We start from the raw sequence: 16,904 nt of genomic DNA, 5'->3' as shown, positions 1-16,904 counted from the left end.
CCCCTTTTTTCATAATACAGGCGACAACGTTCTGCAGACGCCTTCAAATATCCTGTTGATGAATTTTTTGTTTTGCAGAGTGCTAAGTTCAATCTGGCTGGCCATCTCAAAATAGGAATCTATAAGATCCGTGGTGTTTGAAGCAAATCTTTTTGAATATATTACAACGTTCAACTCAAAGTTAAGCCTGAAACTGCGGGCATCCATGTTTGCAGAACCAAGGGTTGTCCAGAAGCCGTCAATCATGATAATCTTGGCATGAAGCATAACATTTCTCGTTTCATATATATCAACGCCTGCTTCCACCAATTCTTCGTAATAAGAGCGTCCGGCTGCAGCAACAAAAGGGTGATTATTTTTGCCAGGCAGAAGGATTCTGACTTTCACTCCGCGCTTTGAAGCATTCTTCAGCGTTTGGATTATAGGTTGATCAGGAACCAGGTAGGGTGTAATAATATCGATTGTTTTTTCTGCAGCACTGAGAGTGGAAAAGATTGTATCATATATGAGCGGGCTGCTCTGATCAGGGCCTGAAGGAATAACATGCAGATTAATATCTCCGCCCACTCTGGTATGTTTTTTATGGAGCAAATCCGTGATATCTTCACCAGTGGCAAAGTACCAATCTTCGGAGAAAACCTCTTCAACTGCATAAACTGCGTCTCCGCTGAAGCGAACGTGGGTATCCACCCACTTGGTACTGCCGATAATATCTCCAATATATTCATTACCTATATTAATGCCGCCTGTATAACAAACCCTTCCGTCCACCACCACAATCTTCCTGTGATTTCTGAAATTCATGCGCAAAATGCTCTTATAGTTTAATGGAGACAAAAAGGCGGCACACTTTCCGCCATTTCTTTTTAAATTTTTCAGATAATTCTTTAAAGTGATTCCAACAGCGCCCATACCGTCGTAGAGAAAAAATACCTTAACTCCCTGTTCAGCTTTGTACTCAATCAGTTTAAGAAAAAAATCACCCGTTTCATCCTGTCTGAAAACATAGTATTCTATTAAAATATAATGTCTGGCATTAAGCAGATCCCTGGCAAGTTTGGAATATTTGTCCGTTGCGCTGGGCAGGAGTTCAAGATCATAACAGAGCTGCGGCTTTAAATTTGTAACCGTTTCCACAAGATTGGCCAGGCGGGAATTTTTGTATTCGGGCATTTTGTCAAAATATTTTTTAACTCTGATATTTCGCCTGCTTTTCAACTTGACATCAACCAGCTTTTTAAGCCTTGGATTGCCAAAAATAAGATACAGTAAGGCTCCCAGATACGGAAAAAAAATGATAATAAGAACCCATGAGAAAGTTGCTCTGGCTTCTTTGCGCCCCGATAAAACAACGAGAACAAGGGCTATGGAGAGTATAAGACTAAAATATTCTGCAAATAACCTTAAAACATTCATCCTGTATAAAGTTTACCCTGATATAAATTATTTTTCTCCATAAATTTGTTTAATTTATTAACAAAATCCGATTTTGACGACGGCCACTCGGGAGCGATTAACAACTCTTCAGGGGAATCTCCTATCAGCCTTGAAATGACAACATCAGGCTGTAAGCGTGCTATAAATTGGGACAAAATATCAACATATTCCTCCTGGCTCAGCAAATTAAATTTTTTCTCTCTATACAGCTCGGCAAGTTTTGTATTTTTCAATACCTGGAGATGATGAAATTTTATTGAGTCAATCCCGATTCCGGCAACAAAATCAGCAGTTTCAATCATATCCCGCCGGCTCTCACCCGGAAGACCTAAGATAATATGGGCACAAACGCTTATACCTTTTGCCTTGGTCCTTTTACAAGCCCGGGCAAATTCTTCTGCTGAATGCCCTCTGTTAATAAATTTCAATGTAGAGTTTTTGGCACTCTGCAGACCGTATTCGATTGTAACGTCATATTTTTCATTCAGCTCTGAAAGATAGCCCAAAATACTTTCATCCACACAGTCAGGCCGCGTGCCGATATGAATCCCCACAATATCCTCGTCAATAAGAGAACTGTTTATCCTGCTTTTAACCGTTTGTATATCACCGTAGGTATTGGTTCCGCTTTGAAAATATATAATAAATTTGTTTATCTTTCTCCTGCGCAGCTTTTCAATTCTTTTTTTAACCTGATCAGCTATCTCTCCTCTTTCCACATGAGTAAAGGAAGCAGTATCACAATATATACAGCCTTCTCCGCCGCTGTTTGCGGTTTTATTGGGACATGAAAAGCCTGCATCCACAGGAACTTTCCAGACCTTTTCACCATATTTTTCTTTAAGATATTTGTTCAAGGAATAATACATAAATGCTAAAAATTCCGGGACAATGTATCAAAAGTCTCTAAAGACGATTTGTTAAAAACAAAATCTTCAGGAATTTTAACATTTTTTGTCTGAACAAGAACATGAAAATTTGTCCCGAAACCGCCTTCAGGAACTATAAGAGACTTTATCGCCGTCCTCTGGAGGTCAGATTCAGCCTTTTCCATCTCATTAAGAATTCCGCACTGTATTAGAAACAGCCACTGGGGTACAAAAGATAGTGTCTCCAGGCCATACTCTTTTCCGTAAATTTCCAGACCGCTAAAATCAACAAAAGCAGTGATATCCTGATATCCTATGCGCTCAAAAAAATCATTGTTCTGTTTATGTTTAAAATAACAAGTTACTGTACCGTCCACTCTGAAGTCAGAATAAAGCTGTTCAGCTTCAAAACCATAATCGATAGTAATAACAAAACCTTTTGAAATTTTACTGCCCAGCGTTTTTATCCAATTCAATGCATCTATATTAATATCACCGATCTGTTTGTTATTAAGTTTAACGCCTGCCTGCTGCATGTACTCTTCAATCTCAGGTGTAGAAATTTTATCCGGGTAAAACTGCAGCTCATTGTTGTGATTAATAACATAAAGTTCTTTATATTCTCCGTCTATATTGATTATGCGGTGTACCGGAAAAGCGTCAACAAGCTCATTGGAAAAAAATATACCGTTGAAATCGGCAAATTTGTCAAAATCAGTCCACACGACCTTACCGGCATCAGCATGTTCTTTAAGAAGCTCTCTCTGTCTTTGTATAAGATATTCGCTTTTTTCAATTATGAGGTAGCTGAGATTGCTGTAAATTTCAGGAAATTCCTGTTTGTAATAATCAAGTATATCTTTGGCCAGATAGCCGCTTCCGGCGCCCATTTCGCATATATTCTGTTCAATCCCGGTACTTTCAAATACCTTTACAAATCCGGAAGCTATGGATCTGCCGAAAGAAGAGGAAGCATTAACCGCCGTATAAAAACTCCCCTGCTCGCCGAAAGGATTCTCCTTCTGATAATATCCCAACTCAGCATAATAAAGCGCCGTATCCATAAATTCGGCAAAAGTAATTTTCCCCTTTTCTCTTATCTTGTCTTTTATAATAATCTCCAATTGGTTATCCATAAATTTCTACTCCACCTTAAAATAAAATTTAATCTGTATTTTATCAGGCTTATTATAAGACACTGCCTCAAATTTCAGTTTACTCACATAATCAATGGCAAGCTGTTCAATATCTTTATCTGATCTCGTTACCGGTGTAATACTATAGGTGTTCCCATTCTGATCAACATAAAAACTTAATGTAACTGTCGTATTGGATTCGAGTGAAAAAGATGGTTTCTCCGGATAAGGTTTAAGAAGCGTTCTGTTGATGTTGCTTGCACTTTTAATTTCAAAAAAGTTATTACCCGCATTTGCCGCTTTGTTTTTGTTTACCCCCACTGACCGGGAGGACATTTCCGACTTTGCTGAAGCAATTTCCGAGCTGACATTTACTCTGTTTTTTGATTCAGGTACCTGAACAAGATTTTCAAACCCTGGCTTTTGCACAGAAATTTCAGACTCATCTTTAAATTTCGGAAGATTAACCCTCGGCAAGGTTTTTGAGACTTCAGCATCGGCGCTTTCTATAACTTTTTCAGCTGAAATCAGCTGCTTTTCTTCAGCAGCAATCTCTTTCTTCCCGGCGGCTTTTTTTTCAGCAGCTTTTTCGTTGGTTTCCTGAGGTTTCTTGATTTTGGGTTTTACAAGCTCAATTTCAATTGTTTCATTATCCTTTTTACTAAAATCAACATTGAAACCGGGAATGTACAAAAGTATAAGAAGATGAATCATAATTGACAGCAATAAGGTTATAGGGAGAAACATGTATTTTTTCATTCTTCCTCGGTTGCTATTGCAAGCTTTTCAAACCCAGCCCTTTTACAGTAATCCATTACAAAAACAACATCACCATGGGCTGAATTTTTATCCGCCTGCAGAATCACAGTGGCATCTGGCATCGCTTTGTGCAGTTCGTTTAATTTTCTGGACAAACCTGCTTTTGAAACTCTGTTGCCGTTAATATTAATCGAGCCGTTTTGGGAAATCACAATATTAATATTTTTTTTAATCTCAACGTTTTCACCTTTTGCTTTAGGCAGATTGACTTTCAGTGCATCTGTATAAATAAATGTGGTGGAAACCATAAAAAAAATCAGGAGTAAAAAGACCACGTCTATCAGCGGGGTCAGATTGATATCAACGCTTCTCGTCTTTTTATCGTCACGGAATTTCATTTTGTTTCCTCTTTAAAAATCAGATTAAGGATGTTGGAAGTGGCACCTTCCAGCTCATAAACCACCCTTTCTGACCTGCTGTTAATAATATGATAGAAAATAACCGTGGGTATCGCCACAGAAAGACCGGCAGCCGTAGTTAACAGTGCTTCTGATATTCCGCCCGCCAAAGCCTGGGCATTACCCACACCCTGCTGGGAAATCACTACAAACGTTTTAATCATCCCGACAACGGTACCCAAGAGACCGAGCAGAGGGGCAATGTTTGCAATTGTCTGCAATGTGGGTAGAAAACGTTCGAGTTTCTTGGCCTGGAATCTGCCGGCTTCTTCTGACAGCTCCATCAGCCGTGAAATTGGCAAATCCAGATTATCAAGGATTGTTTTTGATATATCACCTATTGCACAACTGTTCATGTCGCAAAGAGACCGTGCATCCTGGAAGGATTTATTCTGCAGGAAAACATACAGCTTATCCATAAAATTTTTTGGAACATATCTGTTTTTACGCAAACTGACCAAACGCTCCAAAAATACTGCCAGTGATATTATTGACAGTAGCAAAATAGGATACATCAACACTCCGCCCTTTTCTAAAATTTCAAGCATCTATTCCTCCTTGCTTCCCATTTTATCTATTATTTTTTGTACTTTGTCCGCGTTTGTATTGTCACCTGTTTCAGTGAAAGCTTTTTTAGCAAGCTTTAATGACTTTAATGCATAATCTGATCCGGGATAAAGGTAATATACTTTCATAAGCCCTGATGCCGCTTTTTTATAATTCCCTTTTGCATACTCAACAGCACCGACAAAGTATGCTCCTGCAGGAGCATATTTTCTGATTCCCGAATCTATCAACTCGTATGCATACTCCTCTTTCTTCTCAAGTCTATTTAAAGGAGTAATATTCAAAACTCTTTCAATACCTTTTAGATAAAGGTCGTACTGCTCCTTTTTAAATTCCAAAGCAATATTTTCCACTTCCGAAACGTTATCCGACTGCTCCATAATATTTGTTTTGGCCACCCTTTCAAACCGTTCGCTGTCACTGAGTTCCCTGTAGATTTCAAGGGCTTTTAAAGTGTCATCTTCTTTCAAACATTTTGCTTTCTGAAGCAAAAGTTCCCCGTCCCGGCCAAATCTGCTTATAGCACTGTTCATGTCCATAATACACTCTTTCAGCTTGCCTTTATTAAAAAAGAAATCAGCTCTGAGAATATATGCCTCTTTAACATTTGATGCATCAGGATAATTGTTAAAGAAATAATTGAGATACTTTATCCCCATGCCGGTGTCACCGGAGTTGAAAGCGAGCCTGGCAAAATCAAGCGCAATAACATTTTCCCTCTCGAATTCCATGTCATTAAGCCATTTGAAACCTTTTATCAGAAAACTTTTTTGTATTTTCTGCCTGCTTTGTATAGAAATAAGTCCGTTTATACTGTCATAAAGATATTTTTTCTCCTTCAAAAAATCGTAATAAATCTGTTCAGCTCTGTCATATTTGCCTGTGGAATAGAGCGATTTTGCCATGATCAGTCTGTATTCAGGTGTCAGATCTGCGATACTATTCAAAATATTTATCACCGTGTAATATTCATTCGCAAGATAAAGCTGTCTTATCGTTCTGTCGATAAAATCTTTTTCATTCTTATGCCGGTTGAATATTTCCAGCCCTTTATCAAACTCCTCAAGCTTATAATATGTAAGCATTTTTAACAAATCTTTACCGGGGTAAGTGCCATTAATTTTATTGAGCATTGTCAAGGCTTTTTCATAATCCTGCATATTAAACAGTGCGGCAGCTTTTATGTAAACGGCTTTATTGCTGTCAATATTTTCAAGAAGGTTAAAAGCCTCCCGGAAATCTGACTCAGCCAGATAAACCTGTGCTTTAAGCTCTGTGCAAAAGGCGGTGGAACAACTTTCCACAAGCATCAGAGTCTGTTCATACTGCTTTTCAATGTAATAAAACTGCCCCAGCATAAATCTGGCAATGTTTTTCTTTTCCTTGTCCTCCCCATTGTTCAGATATCTGATAAAAAAATGTTTTGACCTGCTCGCATTTTCATCAGCATAACATATGCCTTTGTAAAAATAGCTGTTAATAAGCAGGTTTTCCTGAAAAACCACCTGTTCAAAATATTCAGCAGCTTTTTCATATTTATTCCTGCTTAGGTAAAGTAAACCTTTGTAATAATTCAAATAATCTCTATTAACAGGGTTGCTGAACGTAAATATACTCAGGACATTTTCACGGATATCGGGGAAACTTTCCGACAGATAGAAAAACAAAAGGCTGAGTTTATCCCTTTCCTTTGCTATTTTTTCATAGCTTTTTTCAGCCTTTTCATAATCTCCCTTTAAAATGTGGTACTTAAAATTAAAATAATATTTATAGGCATTATTCCTGTTCATACCGTTTATCAGAATAAAAGCACGCTCCAAATTACCGGTTTTAAGGAGTGCATCTGTAATAAAGTTAACAGATACCTCTGATGAAGCTTCGTATCCTGCCACTTTCTCCAGTTTCCCGGCAAAATATTCTGCCGCGATTTTGTAATCCCTTATCACCTGGTATTCAGAAACATACTCTTCGTAATCACTTGTAAAATTAAGCATTTTATCGTATTGATTGTTTTTGTACAAAGTATCGAGATATAGATACGATGCATACGGACTGAGCCTTTTTAAATGCCCGCCTAAGCGGAGTATATCTTTGTATCTTCCGACTTCCTCGAGGTACTCAAAAAGTTTATCCTGGGCATAAAAGGCAAAATTGTCTTCACCGGCGGCCACCCTTTCAAAAATCTCCACAGCCTTTGGAATGTCACCTGTCTTCAGAAGGGAAGATGCGTATAAAAAAGCCGTCTCATTTGCAAATTTCCCGCCTGTGAATTTATTCTTATATTCAGGATATGCATTCACAACGCCGAGATAATTGCCCTCAAGAAACTGTTTTACGAGGTAATTCCTGTAGGCTTTATTCCCCACAAATACGGCCGATAACCCCGTTCCGAAAGTCCCACCGTAAATTGAACCCGGTTTTTTGGTGGAATATTCTTTTCTGTCAAAAGACTCAGCTTCAATCTTAATACTTTCTATGTAAGTACTAAAACTTTTTGCATTTTTAAAGCTGACGTTAATCTTCGTGAATGAAGGTTTTATACGAAAACTGGCAATTTCTTTTCCGAAAAAAGAAAAATCTGGGACTTTAACTTCAGCATGAAGCAGACTGGTACATATAAACAATATGGATAAAACAAACACTCCCGTCTTTTTCATAAACATTACCGCCTTAGCTCTCAGCTTTGCTGATCAGTTTTTTCCGGTGATGTGGGATTATTCTGGCTACACCCCTCACACGAAACAATTGCAGTTGAGAAAACGATCACAACCATCAGGATTAGTAATCTTTTTATCACTTCCACTCTTTAACCCCCTCAGTATTTTTAAGCTTTTCATAAAGACTGTAATCAGTAAGATCATATTTAATCGGCGTCACACTCACAAACCCCTGCTCAAGGAGATAATCATCGCAGTCCTGACTTCTGTGAACAACAGTCTTTTCCCCTTTAAGCCAAAAATACGTATTCCCTCTGGGGTCAAGACGCTTTTCAAACGTATCCATAAATCTCGTTTTTCCCTGTTTTGTAAATTTCCACCCTTTTATTTCCCCCCTTTCCAGCGGAGGTACATTTATATTAAAGATAAGATTTGAATGGTAATCGTTCAGATTATGCAGATATTTGGCAAAAAAAGCAGCAAAATCAGCAGCTGCAGAAAAATCGGTGTATTCAATTGAGGCTAAACTGACAGCCATCGATTTAACCCCCAGCATAGCGCCTTCAGTGGCTGCGGAAACAGTGCCGGAGTAAATGACATTGGAGGCTAAATTGGCTCCGTGATTAATCCCTGAAACAACAAGATCAGGCTTAATCGTAATGATATCATCGAAAGCAAGCTTCACACAATCAGCCGGTGTACCCTCAACACCATATCCGAAAAACTCGCCCTTACGGTTAACTTCGTGAAGCCTCAGGGGATATTTTACAGTGATGGCATGCCCCACAGCACTTTGCTCTTTAATAGGTGCCACAACAACGACTTCAGCAATTTTTGAAATACTTTTATACAGCTCGTATATACCTTTGGAATATATGCCGTCATCATTCGTAATAAGAACTTTCATAATTTATTTACCCTGTTTGTTTTAATCAAAATACTATAATTAATATATGTTTTCAACACTTTTGGCTCAGTCACTTTTCCTTTATTTTCCATACACTTTTTTCCGGCAGACTACCGACAGACAGAAATATTCAAAATCATGGGAAACAGTTCCAATCTTTTACAGCAGAAAACTTAATAATTCAAAGGTTTTAATAACTGGCATCACCCCAAAAATTATATAAAAGTATTGTTTTACATATAATTAGCTAACATGACACTGATTTCAATGTAATTTGCACAAATGAAGCAGCCGATGTTTGAGAAACGTACTGCCGGTTAGCGGTCACACCCTGTGTTGGAATGTAAAGTGGATAAATATTTGCAAATAAAAACAATTATGAGAGGAGGGTGTAGACGGTTAGCGGCAGTAGTTTCGAGTTTCGGCTGCGAAATGCGTGCAAATTACATTGAAAAATATTTGCACTGCGAAAAATGGGGTGACTTCAGTTTTAATAAAGGACAGTAAAGATGCAGTAACAGTTAATGCAGAAGCGGGAAAACCGCATCTGCATTAACTGTTTAGAAGTTTCTCAGCGGCCTGAACTATAGCATTACTGGCAGGGAAAAATGTTTGAAAGGGCTGAGCACAATAGCTGAATTGAAACAAATCATATGCAGTAGAATTTTTCTGGATTGCAAAGGAAATCACATCAATAAACTGCGGAACACTTTCACCGGCAACCACTTCTCCCCCTAAAATTCTTAAGGTATTTTTTTCAGCAATCAGTTTTACATAGACTTTGGTGGCACCCGGAATCATGGGGAATCTTGTGGTGGTTTCCCCTACAGCAGTCGTAATATCAAAACCCCTTTGCCTTGCCGTTTCCTCGCTGAATCCTGTACCTCCCATACGCCAGTTTACGCACTTTGTTATGGCACCATTAATAAAACCCGGATAGGAATAGTTTTTGCCGAGTATCCGGTAAGCGCATATTTTAGCCATAGGTACTGCATTTGTAGCAAGCTTTCCCCCCAGCGGCTTTTTGTCAATGTAGGAAATATAACTCGTACAGTCGCCCACAGCGTATATATCTTCAATATTAGTTTCCATATATTCGTTCACTTTTATACCGTCGGTATCAATCTCAAGCGGTGAGTTTTTAAAAAGTTCGACATTGGGTTTAACGCCGACGCACATGATTACCATATCATTTTCTGCCAAAGTAATAGTCTCATTATTGGAAAGCTTTACTTTTTCAACACGCTCTTTTCCTGTTAATTCATCAACTGCGACATTTAACTTCAGCTTAATACCAAGCTCAACAATTTCTTTTTCCGGTAATTTGGAAAGTTCTTTACTTAGCATATTGGGAACCACCCTGTCCTGCATCTCCACAAGGTAAGTTTCAATACCTTTGTGTTTTAAAGCCACCGACATTTCTATACCGATGTTACCAGCACCGACAACAACTGCTTTTCTGGCACCCTTTTCCACGCATTCCAATATCTGATCCAAATCACTCTCTGTCTTTACAGATACTACATTTTTAAGCTCATTCCCTTTAATTGGAGGGATAAAAGGGGTTGCACCTGTTGAAATGATAAGTTTATCATAATTATAATTGCCGGAAAGTTCTGTTTTTACTACTTTATTTTCAAAATCAACATTGACAGCCTTATCTTTTACAAGATTTGCTCCGGTTTCTGTTATCAAATTGTCACTTTTACGAACTTTCTGCCTGTCCACCAGATCTTCCACAACGTAAGGCAGAGCACAATATATAACACTGTACGGCTCAGGTCTTATTACAGTTACATCTATCTCAGGATTATGTGTCTTCAAAGTTTTAGTTGACTGAATACCGCCCGGGCCACCACCAATAACGAGTACTTTCATAGTTACCTCCATGAATATATTAATATATGAATATTTATATATTAATTTTTGGCATTTGTCAATTTATTTGCAAGAAAACACCCAAAATCCTGACATATGATGCAAGACCAAACTATAAAATCTGCTCTTTTGCAAATATTATGAAATCCAATAGCACAAATATGTTTTTTATATATAGCAAAATAAAGTACAAAAATGATAAAATCAAAAAAGATTCTGTGTTTACAAAATAAAATAATTCTAATTTTTTTAATAAAATATTTAGCGTTATAAGCTTATGCTATTATAAACCAAACTTTTTGCATGCAAACTGATATCCACCTTTACAAGCATATGATTATTACAAATCAAACTCAAAACTTGACTTTGAGGAAACACAGCAATATAATGTAAATAAACATAAGTTCAAAAGGAGTTGCAAATGCCTCGTCCACCTAAAGAAAGATTGGTTATGCACCGGCCTCGGGTTAATGAATTCGGACCATACAATGACAACAAACCAAACAAAGATGAATCCTTAGATAATAATGGTAATGCGACAATTTTAACTCTTGATGAGCTGGAGGCAATGAGGCTTGCTGATCTTGAATGCTTATCCCAGGAAGAAGCTGCCTCTCTGATGAATGTATCAAGACAAACTTTTGGCAGAATAGTTGAAATAGCCAGAAAAAAAATGGCGGATGCTCTGATAAACGGCAAGATTGTCAAAATAGAGTGCGAAGAATACATAAGATTCTATAAGAGACATTTAAAATGCATCAGATGCGCCCATGAATGGGAAGATTCGGATGGTGCAAAAACAAACTACTATTGCTCCAAATGCAACTCCGATGAAATAATAAAAATGAGAAGGTGCGGAAAAGAGTGTAAATGCCCTTTAAAGTTAACCGGCAATATACCCTAAAACCCTACCCGTTGTGTCTGTTATTGGCAAATGCTTTTGAAATTATAGCATAGAAATATCTTTTCAGATACCTTCTTTATTGGCATATGCCATAAATGTCTAATAATAAAGCAAAAAAAATATTGACAGCCCATTCCTTTAATTATATTTATCTATATTCAAACATATGGATAAAGTGAAACACCAAAACAAGGGGGCAAAATATGTCTTTATTGAAAACCAAGCTCAACAGGAGGAAGTTCCTTGCTTACAGTGGGGGTACTCTTGCAGCCGGGGCAATGGCTTCTAAATTCTCAACGATCAAAGCCGTTGCATCGGAACACGGTAAACAAAGTAAAGAGTCGGGAAGCAAAACTGTTCCCAGCGCATGTGCAATATGCGTTAACAAATGCTCTTTATTTGCCGATGTCAAAGACGGGGTAATTCATAAACTGAACCCCAATCACAACTTTTTCAAATCCAGGTCTATGCTGTGTGCTCGGGGGAATGTGGGAGCTAAAGTGCCCTACTCTCCGGACAGATTGAAAAAACCTTTAATAAGAACCGGCAAACGCGGTGAAGGTAAATGGAAAGAAGTAAGCTGGGATGAGGCTTACGATTACATTATTGAAAATGTAATAAAACTGATAAACAAATATGACAACAGATCTTCCATCGCATTCGCTTCCACTGAAGGCTTGCAGGAAGAATTTTTCAGGCATCTGACATCCGTAGTTGGATCAACCAACAGTGTACGTCATCCTACGCTGTGTCTTGCTTCCAATATTCAGGGATACTCTTCTGTTTACGGCACATTGCCAGATGCTGACATCGCCAACGCAAAATTTGTTGTTATGGCCGGCTCCAACAGGGCGGAAGCTTTTATTACACCTGACACAATTGATCTGGCAAAAAAACATAAAGAACAGACTTTTGTATATCTTGATCCGCGTGCAACAAAATCTGCTGCTATTGCAGACAAATGGTTTCCGATAAAACCTGGTACGGATATGGCAGTTGTTCTGGCCATGATAAATGTCATCATATCTGAAGAGTTATACGACAAGGAGTTTGTTAACAAATATACACACGGTTTCGATCAGTTGAAAGAACACGTTAAGGAAAATACGCCGGAATGGGCTGAAAAGGAAAGCGAGATTCCTGCAGACGAAATAAGATGGATGGCAAGAAAATTCGCTGAAAATGCCCCGGCTTCTGTGTGGTATCCGGGCAGAAGAAGTTCTTTTACTGCCAATGATGTTTACTACAGAAGAGCATGCGCTATTCTTAATGCAATAGTTGGAGCCTGGGACAGGAAGGGAGGTCTTATACCCAAGTCCGGTATAAGTCTGAAATCTCACGAGTTCATATTCCCACTTTTTGGCAGAGTCAAAAGCAGAATAGACGGCGGAAAAGTAAGTTTCGCAGCTGATGTTTTACCTGAATATATAAAATCCAACAAAGGTATGCCCAAAGATGAAGTAGCTTATCTTTCAGAAGCTGACGGAAGCTGGGTACTGTTCAGGGATGCTATATTAAAGCAAAAACCGTATCCCGTTAAAGGGATGTTTGTTTACAAGCAAAACCCGGTTGAATCTGTTCCTAACAGATCTAAAACACTGGAAATGCTGAAATCTATGGAATTCATATGTACAATCGATATCCAGATGTCCGATACTGCATGGTATTCAGATGTAGTTCTCCCTGAATCCACATATCTGGAAAGATGGGATCCGGCTCATAGCTTAGGCGGTGTTGCGCCGGTAGTGATTTTCAGAAAACCTGTTATCGATCCTCTTTTTGATACAAAATCCATGAAGGATATTACCGTTGATTTAACTGAAAGATTCCTTAAGAAAGATGAATACTGGGTTGATGCCTGGGAAGAGGATAAGGCTTATATGAGGGATTATGTTAAAACATTCAAAGGTGTTCCCATGTCTCACATTATAAAGCACCAGCTTTCAGATTATCCCGGTGCCTACAAAATGCTTATGGAAAAGGGATGCTTTTACAAAACAGATAAAATCCCATACGGCAAAACCCTCAAAGAAGGTGCCAGGCTTAAAACAAAAACGGGCAAAATAGAACTCGCCAGCGTAAGATATCCGGAAGCCGGACTTTATGCTCTCCCGGTTTATCAGAAACCATCTGAAGCTCCGCAAGGTAAATACAGATTTGTTGTGGGAAGACACGCACAGTTTACTCAGGCAAACACGCAAAATGTACCTTATCTGCTGGAAGCTTACGGGCACTACACAAACATGCTTTGGATACATCCTAAATCCGCACTCAAACAGGGATTGAATGACGGGGACTATGCAATTGTTAAAAGTTCCGTGGGAGAGCAAAAGGTAAAAGTTCACGTCACTGAATATACAAGACCGGATACAGTTTTTTATCTTCACGGTTTCGGACGATTGTCCAAGTGGCTTACCAATGTTTATAAAGTTGGCGCTTCGGATGCCGAAATACTGGAAGATTATGCCGAGACAATATCCGGGAATGCTTTATTGCACGAAACATTTGTAGAAATAAAAAAAGCTTAGTAGGTAAGAGGTGAAAATATGAGTGAAAACAGCAGAGCTTTAAAGCTTGCGGAAGCTAACCAAAAGCTTGCACATAAAAGAAGAAACGCAAAAGAAAAATGGGGGATAGTTCTTGATACCTCAAAATGTATAGACTGTAAAGCATGCACCGTAGCTTGCAAAATGGAAAACTACGTACCTGTCGGCTTCTATAATTACAGAATCTGGGTGGCAGAAGATACGCATTATGCCAATTATCCTACCATAAGCAGAAGTTTTCAGCCTTCACAGTGCCAGCAGTGCGAAAATCCTCCATGTGTTCATGTCTGCCCAACACACGCCTCCTACAAAACGGCTGATGGTGTTGTTATGGTGGATGCAGACAAATGCATTCTCTGTAAATACTGCATGACCGCATGCCCTTATGATGCAAGATATGAAAGCCACTCTACAGAAGCCATTGACAAATGTACTTTTTGTTATCAGCGGAGAGACGAGGGAAGAGATCCGGCTTGTGTTGAAACCTGCCCTCCTAAAGTAAGGGTGTTCGGCGATCTTAATGACCCGAACAGCGAAGTTTACAGACTTTTGGCAGAAAATGAATACACGGTTTTGAAACCTGGAAAAGGAACAAAACCGAAACTCAAATATATAAAATAGGAGGCAAAAATGACTACCAACGTATCAACCATGAACGTTTTTGCTAAGAACGATAAAATATCCAATATATGGTTAATATTAACCTTGCTTATCTCGCTTTTAGGTGTATACGGTTTGTTCAGCGTCCTGATTAACGGCCATGATGTTTACGGTGTAACCAGAACGGTTCCCTGGGGGATTTTGATTTCCACATATGTATTTTTTGTGGTTTCAAGCACGGGACTTTGCCTGGTCTCATCCATGGGGCACGTTTTCGGAATTGAAAATTTTGAAGTCATCGGAAAAAGATCGATCATACTGGCAATATTTACTCTGTTGTGTGGTTTTGGTGTCATTGCCCTGGAGCTCGGACACCCTTTCAGAATGATGATATACAATGTGATCTCACCCAATTTCGAGTCAGCCATCTGGTGGATGGGTACTTTGTACGGAGTATACTTGGTATTTATCATTGTTGAATTTTACTTTCTGATGAAGCACAATCACAAAGGTGCGTTTTACGCAGGTCTTGGAGGCTTTCTGGCAGGTATTTCAGCCCACTCTAACCTCGGAGCGGTTTTTGGTCTGCTGGAAGCAAGACCTTTCTGGCACGGTCCTTACCTGCCAATATACTTTATACTTTCTGCTCTTATATCAGGATCTGCTTTGATAATAATCATTTTCTTTGTAGCTTACAGATCTCCTTCAAACATGCCGGAGAAAGTAGTGAAGGTTTTAAAGAGCATCACCAAAATTTTCGGTTTCCTTGTTGGTGTATTGATATTTTTTGATATCTGGAAAGTTATTACTTCAATTTACGGAGCACCTCCAGAAAAATTTGAAGCTGTACAGACACTGCTTTCCGGCCAGCTGGGCGTCAACTTTTGGTTGTTTGAAGTTGCTTTGGGAATGTTAATACCATTTTTCATAATTATTTTTACAAAAGGAAGAAACATTAAAGCAAGTCTTGTTGCAGCTATCTCAGCAGTAATAGGAATCTTTTATATGAGATATGATCTGGTAATCGCCGGTCAGCTTGTTCCAATGAGAGAACCGGCTCCGGGAGCTCATGTGCAGGGAGCACTTCCCAACGGATTGGTATCTTATACTCCCTCATTCACCGAAGTATCAATCGTTATAGGTGCGATAGCTTTCTGTGCATTTCTCTATCTAATGGCAGAAAAATATCTTAATTTAAACGAAGAATAAAAAAGGCAGGCCCCGTTTATGGGGCCTGCCTTTCATTAATGCTCTGAACAATTACCTGAACCCGCACAAAATTCATTTGAGGAATTTACATTTCCTTTTAAATATTCTGATACTATTTTCTCCGGTTTATCATTGTTTATACCTGTGATCACTTTTATTCCGTAATCATTTAAAAAAACTTTCGCCCTGCCTCCAATGCTTTTAGTCAGCAGAATGTCCACATTTTCACTTTTTAACCACTTCGGATAAACCCCGGGAGCATGTTCAGGCGGTGTTTGTGTAAATTCACGAACAATCTCGCCATCATCAGCAATATCAGCAACAAAAAACGAATCTGCTCCTCCGAAATGATCACTAACTTCATTATTAATAAGCGGTATTGAAATCCTCATGGTTAATTCTCCCTTACGTCTGTTTTATTTCCATGTCTGCCTCTACAAGTTTTGTGTCTGCATCTTCCATAGCGCGGTCTGTCTCTTTCAAGTCTGGCAAATTCACTGTTGTCACTGCATTTTCCTAAACCCCTACCCGTTTTAGGGCCGTTTCCAAAAGGGCCTCTTCTGTCTAACCCGGGCATATCTCACCCCCTATTTACACTTATGTTTGAATTTATTATTATTGCCATTTAGCACTTCAAGTCCGCATTTATCACACTGCTGCCTGGTCACAAATTCTATATTACCGCCTTTGATAATGAGCTCCTTTGCTCCCACCAGAAAATCAGCTACTTTGTGTCTGGCTCTTACAATAAGACGTGAAAATGTCGGTCTTGAAATATTCATCAGGAGAGCGGCATTTTCATGATCATATCCCAAATAATCAGCAAGTCTGATTGCTTCGAACTCATCAATTGTTAAATCTACTTTATCAAGTTTGACAGATGGTAAGCCACTCGGTTTAAAATTTTTTACTTCCGGATCATAACCAACAAATCTTATTTTATCTTGTCTGGGCACTTCAAACTCCTTATGAACAAA

Annotated in this window: 17 protein-coding genes; 4 read left to right on the top strand and 13 right to left on the bottom strand. The window is 38.8% G+C overall.

All coding sequences use genetic code 11. From position 1 onward, the window contains the following. Nucleotides 1-9: 9 nt before the first annotated feature. The 10 genes from cls to UMU13_RS06460 form a co-directional block, all read right to left on the bottom strand. On the bottom strand, nt 10-1,416 hold the full coding sequence (gene cls, locus UMU13_RS06505; protein WP_328217932.1) for a cardiolipin synthase: 1,407 nt from the start codon (nt 1,414-1,416) through the stop codon (nt 10-12). Further along, nucleotides 1,413-2,306 (bottom strand): TIGR01212 family radical SAM protein, encoded by an 894-nt coding sequence (locus UMU13_RS06500; protein ID WP_328217930.1) that lies wholly within the window; start codon nt 2,304-2,306, stop codon nt 1,413-1,415. The genes cls and UMU13_RS06500 overlap by 4 nt, the downstream gene beginning before the upstream one ends. A gap of 5 nt (nt 2,307-2,311) precedes the next feature. Continuing rightward, the gene (locus tag UMU13_RS06495; protein WP_328217929.1) at nt 2,312-3,442 is read right to left on the bottom strand and encodes a class I SAM-dependent methyltransferase; all 1,131 of its coding nucleotides are present in this window, start codon (nt 3,440-3,442) and stop codon (nt 2,312-2,314) included. Nucleotides 3,443-3,448: 6 nt separating this feature from the next. After that, on the bottom strand, nt 3,449-4,201 hold the full coding sequence (locus UMU13_RS06490; protein WP_328217928.1) for an energy transducer TonB: 753 nt from the start codon (nt 4,199-4,201) through the stop codon (nt 3,449-3,451). After that, nucleotides 4,198-4,599 carry an ExbD/TolR family protein gene (locus tag UMU13_RS06485; RefSeq protein ID WP_328217927.1) on the bottom strand — a complete coding sequence of 134 codons (402 nt, stop codon included), beginning with the start codon at nt 4,597-4,599 and terminating at the stop codon, nt 4,198-4,200. Before UMU13_RS06485 ends, UMU13_RS06490 begins: the two co-directional genes overlap by 4 nt. Further along, complete coding sequence (locus UMU13_RS06480; protein ID WP_328217925.1) at nt 4,596-5,207, bottom strand: MotA/TolQ/ExbB proton channel family protein; 612 nt, start codon at nt 5,205-5,207, stop codon at nt 4,596-4,598. The genes UMU13_RS06485 and UMU13_RS06480 overlap by 4 nt, the downstream gene beginning before the upstream one ends. Next, a complete protein-coding gene (locus UMU13_RS06475; RefSeq protein ID WP_328217924.1) occupies nt 5,208-7,883 on the bottom strand; it encodes a tetratricopeptide repeat protein in 2,676 nt (891 codons plus the stop codon). Between the two features lie 20 nt (nt 7,884-7,903). Next, nucleotides 7,904-8,029, bottom strand: a complete 126-nt coding sequence (locus tag UMU13_RS06470) for a hypothetical protein (protein ID WP_273264713.1) — start codon at nt 8,027-8,029, stop codon at nt 7,904-7,906. Further along, complete coding sequence (surE, locus tag UMU13_RS06465; protein ID WP_328217923.1) at nt 8,020-8,790, bottom strand: 5'/3'-nucleotidase SurE; 771 nt, start codon at nt 8,788-8,790, stop codon at nt 8,020-8,022. The genes UMU13_RS06470 and surE overlap by 10 nt, the downstream gene beginning before the upstream one ends. Before the next feature lie 552 nt (nt 8,791-9,342). Beyond that, nucleotides 9,343-10,668 carry an FAD-dependent oxidoreductase gene (locus tag UMU13_RS06460; RefSeq protein WP_328217922.1) on the bottom strand — a complete coding sequence of 442 codons (1,326 nt, stop codon included), beginning with the start codon at nt 10,666-10,668 and terminating at the stop codon, nt 9,343-9,345. Between the two features lie 421 nt (nt 10,669-11,089). Here UMU13_RS06460 and UMU13_RS06455 point away from each other — a divergent pair, with 421 nt between their 5' ends. The 4 genes from UMU13_RS06455 (at nt 11,090) to nrfD (ending at nt 15,927) form a co-directional block, all read left to right on the top strand. Beyond that, nucleotides 11,090-11,572: a DUF134 domain-containing protein gene (locus tag UMU13_RS06455; RefSeq protein ID WP_328217921.1), complete on the top strand. Its 483-nt coding sequence runs from the start codon at nt 11,090-11,092 to the stop codon at nt 11,570-11,572. Nucleotides 11,573-11,775: 203 nt separating this feature from the next. Beyond that, entirely contained in the window at nt 11,776-14,100 is a 2,325-nt protein-coding gene (locus UMU13_RS06450; protein WP_328217920.1) for a molybdopterin-containing oxidoreductase family protein, read from the top strand. A gap of 18 nt (nt 14,101-14,118) precedes the next feature. Further along, the gene (locus UMU13_RS06445; RefSeq protein WP_328217919.1) at nt 14,119-14,739 is read left to right on the top strand and encodes a 4Fe-4S dicluster domain-containing protein; all 621 of its coding nucleotides are present in this window, start codon (nt 14,119-14,121) and stop codon (nt 14,737-14,739) included. A 9-nt stretch (nt 14,740-14,748) separates the two neighbouring features. Then, nucleotides 14,749-15,927, top strand: coding sequence for an NrfD/PsrC family molybdoenzyme membrane anchor subunit (gene nrfD, locus UMU13_RS06440; protein WP_328217918.1), 1,179 nt, complete (start codon nt 14,749-14,751; stop codon nt 15,925-15,927). A 35-nt stretch (nt 15,928-15,962) separates the two neighbouring features. Here nrfD and UMU13_RS06435 read toward each other — a convergent pair whose 3' ends face one another. From UMU13_RS06435 to UMU13_RS06425, 3 genes are read right to left on the bottom strand one after another with little or no spacing between them, the layout of a single operon-like run. Continuing rightward, nucleotides 15,963-16,319, bottom strand: coding sequence for a NifB/NifX family molybdenum-iron cluster-binding protein (locus UMU13_RS06435; RefSeq protein ID WP_328217917.1), 357 nt, complete (start codon nt 16,317-16,319; stop codon nt 15,963-15,965). Between the two features lie 2 nt (nt 16,320-16,321). Beyond that, complete coding sequence (locus UMU13_RS06430; protein ID WP_328217916.1) at nt 16,322-16,504, bottom strand: DUF5320 domain-containing protein; 183 nt, start codon at nt 16,502-16,504, stop codon at nt 16,322-16,324. 10 nt (nt 16,505-16,514) lie between these two features. Continuing rightward, complete coding sequence (locus UMU13_RS06425; RefSeq protein ID WP_328217914.1) at nt 16,515-16,883, bottom strand: DUF134 domain-containing protein; 369 nt, start codon at nt 16,881-16,883, stop codon at nt 16,515-16,517. Between the last annotated feature and the right edge of the window lie 21 nt (nt 16,884-16,904).

Origin of the sequence: Flexistipes sp. (assembly GCF_036172515.1) — a bacterium.
In the GTDB taxonomy this organism is placed as follows: Bacteria; Chrysiogenota; Deferribacteres; order Deferribacterales; family Flexistipitaceae; genus Flexistipes.
This window is presented reverse-complemented; position numbering and strand designations above follow the sequence as displayed.

Coding starts and splice junctions, on each gene's coding strand:
- cls (WP_328217932.1), bottom strand. CDS start 1,416: ATGAATGTTTTAAGGTTATTTGCAGAATATTTTAGTCTTATACTCTCC.
- UMU13_RS06500 (WP_328217930.1), bottom strand. CDS start 2,306: ATGTATTATTCCTTGAACAAATATCTTAAAGAAAAATATGGTGAAAAG.
- UMU13_RS06495 (WP_328217929.1), bottom strand. CDS start 3,442: ATGGATAACCAATTGGAGATTATTATAAAAGACAAGATAAGAGAAAAG.
- UMU13_RS06490 (WP_328217928.1), bottom strand. CDS start 4,201: ATGAAAAAATACATGTTTCTCCCTATAACCTTATTGCTGTCAATTATG.
- UMU13_RS06485 (WP_328217927.1), bottom strand. CDS start 4,599: ATGAAATTCCGTGACGATAAAAAGACGAGAAGCGTTGATATCAATCTG.
- UMU13_RS06480 (WP_328217925.1), bottom strand. CDS start 5,207: ATGCTTGAAATTTTAGAAAAGGGCGGAGTGTTGATGTATCCTATTTTG.
- UMU13_RS06475 (WP_328217924.1), bottom strand. CDS start 7,883: ATGAAAAAGACGGGAGTGTTTGTTTTATCCATATTGTTTATATGTACC.
- surE (WP_328217923.1), bottom strand. CDS start 8,790: ATGAAAGTTCTTATTACGAATGATGACGGCATATATTCCAAAGGTATA.
- UMU13_RS06460 (WP_328217922.1), bottom strand. CDS start 10,668: ATGAAAGTACTCGTTATTGGTGGTGGCCCGGGCGGTATTCAGTCAACT.
- UMU13_RS06455 (WP_328217921.1), top strand. CDS start 11,090: ATGCCTCGTCCACCTAAAGAAAGATTGGTTATGCACCGGCCTCGGGTT.
- UMU13_RS06450 (WP_328217920.1), top strand. CDS start 11,776: ATGTCTTTATTGAAAACCAAGCTCAACAGGAGGAAGTTCCTTGCTTAC.
- UMU13_RS06445 (WP_328217919.1), top strand. CDS start 14,119: ATGAGTGAAAACAGCAGAGCTTTAAAGCTTGCGGAAGCTAACCAAAAG.
- nrfD (WP_328217918.1), top strand. CDS start 14,749: ATGACTACCAACGTATCAACCATGAACGTTTTTGCTAAGAACGATAAA.
- UMU13_RS06435 (WP_328217917.1), bottom strand. CDS start 16,319: ATGAGGATTTCAATACCGCTTATTAATAATGAAGTTAGTGATCATTTC.
- UMU13_RS06430 (WP_328217916.1), bottom strand. CDS start 16,504: ATGCCCGGGTTAGACAGAAGAGGCCCTTTTGGAAACGGCCCTAAAACG.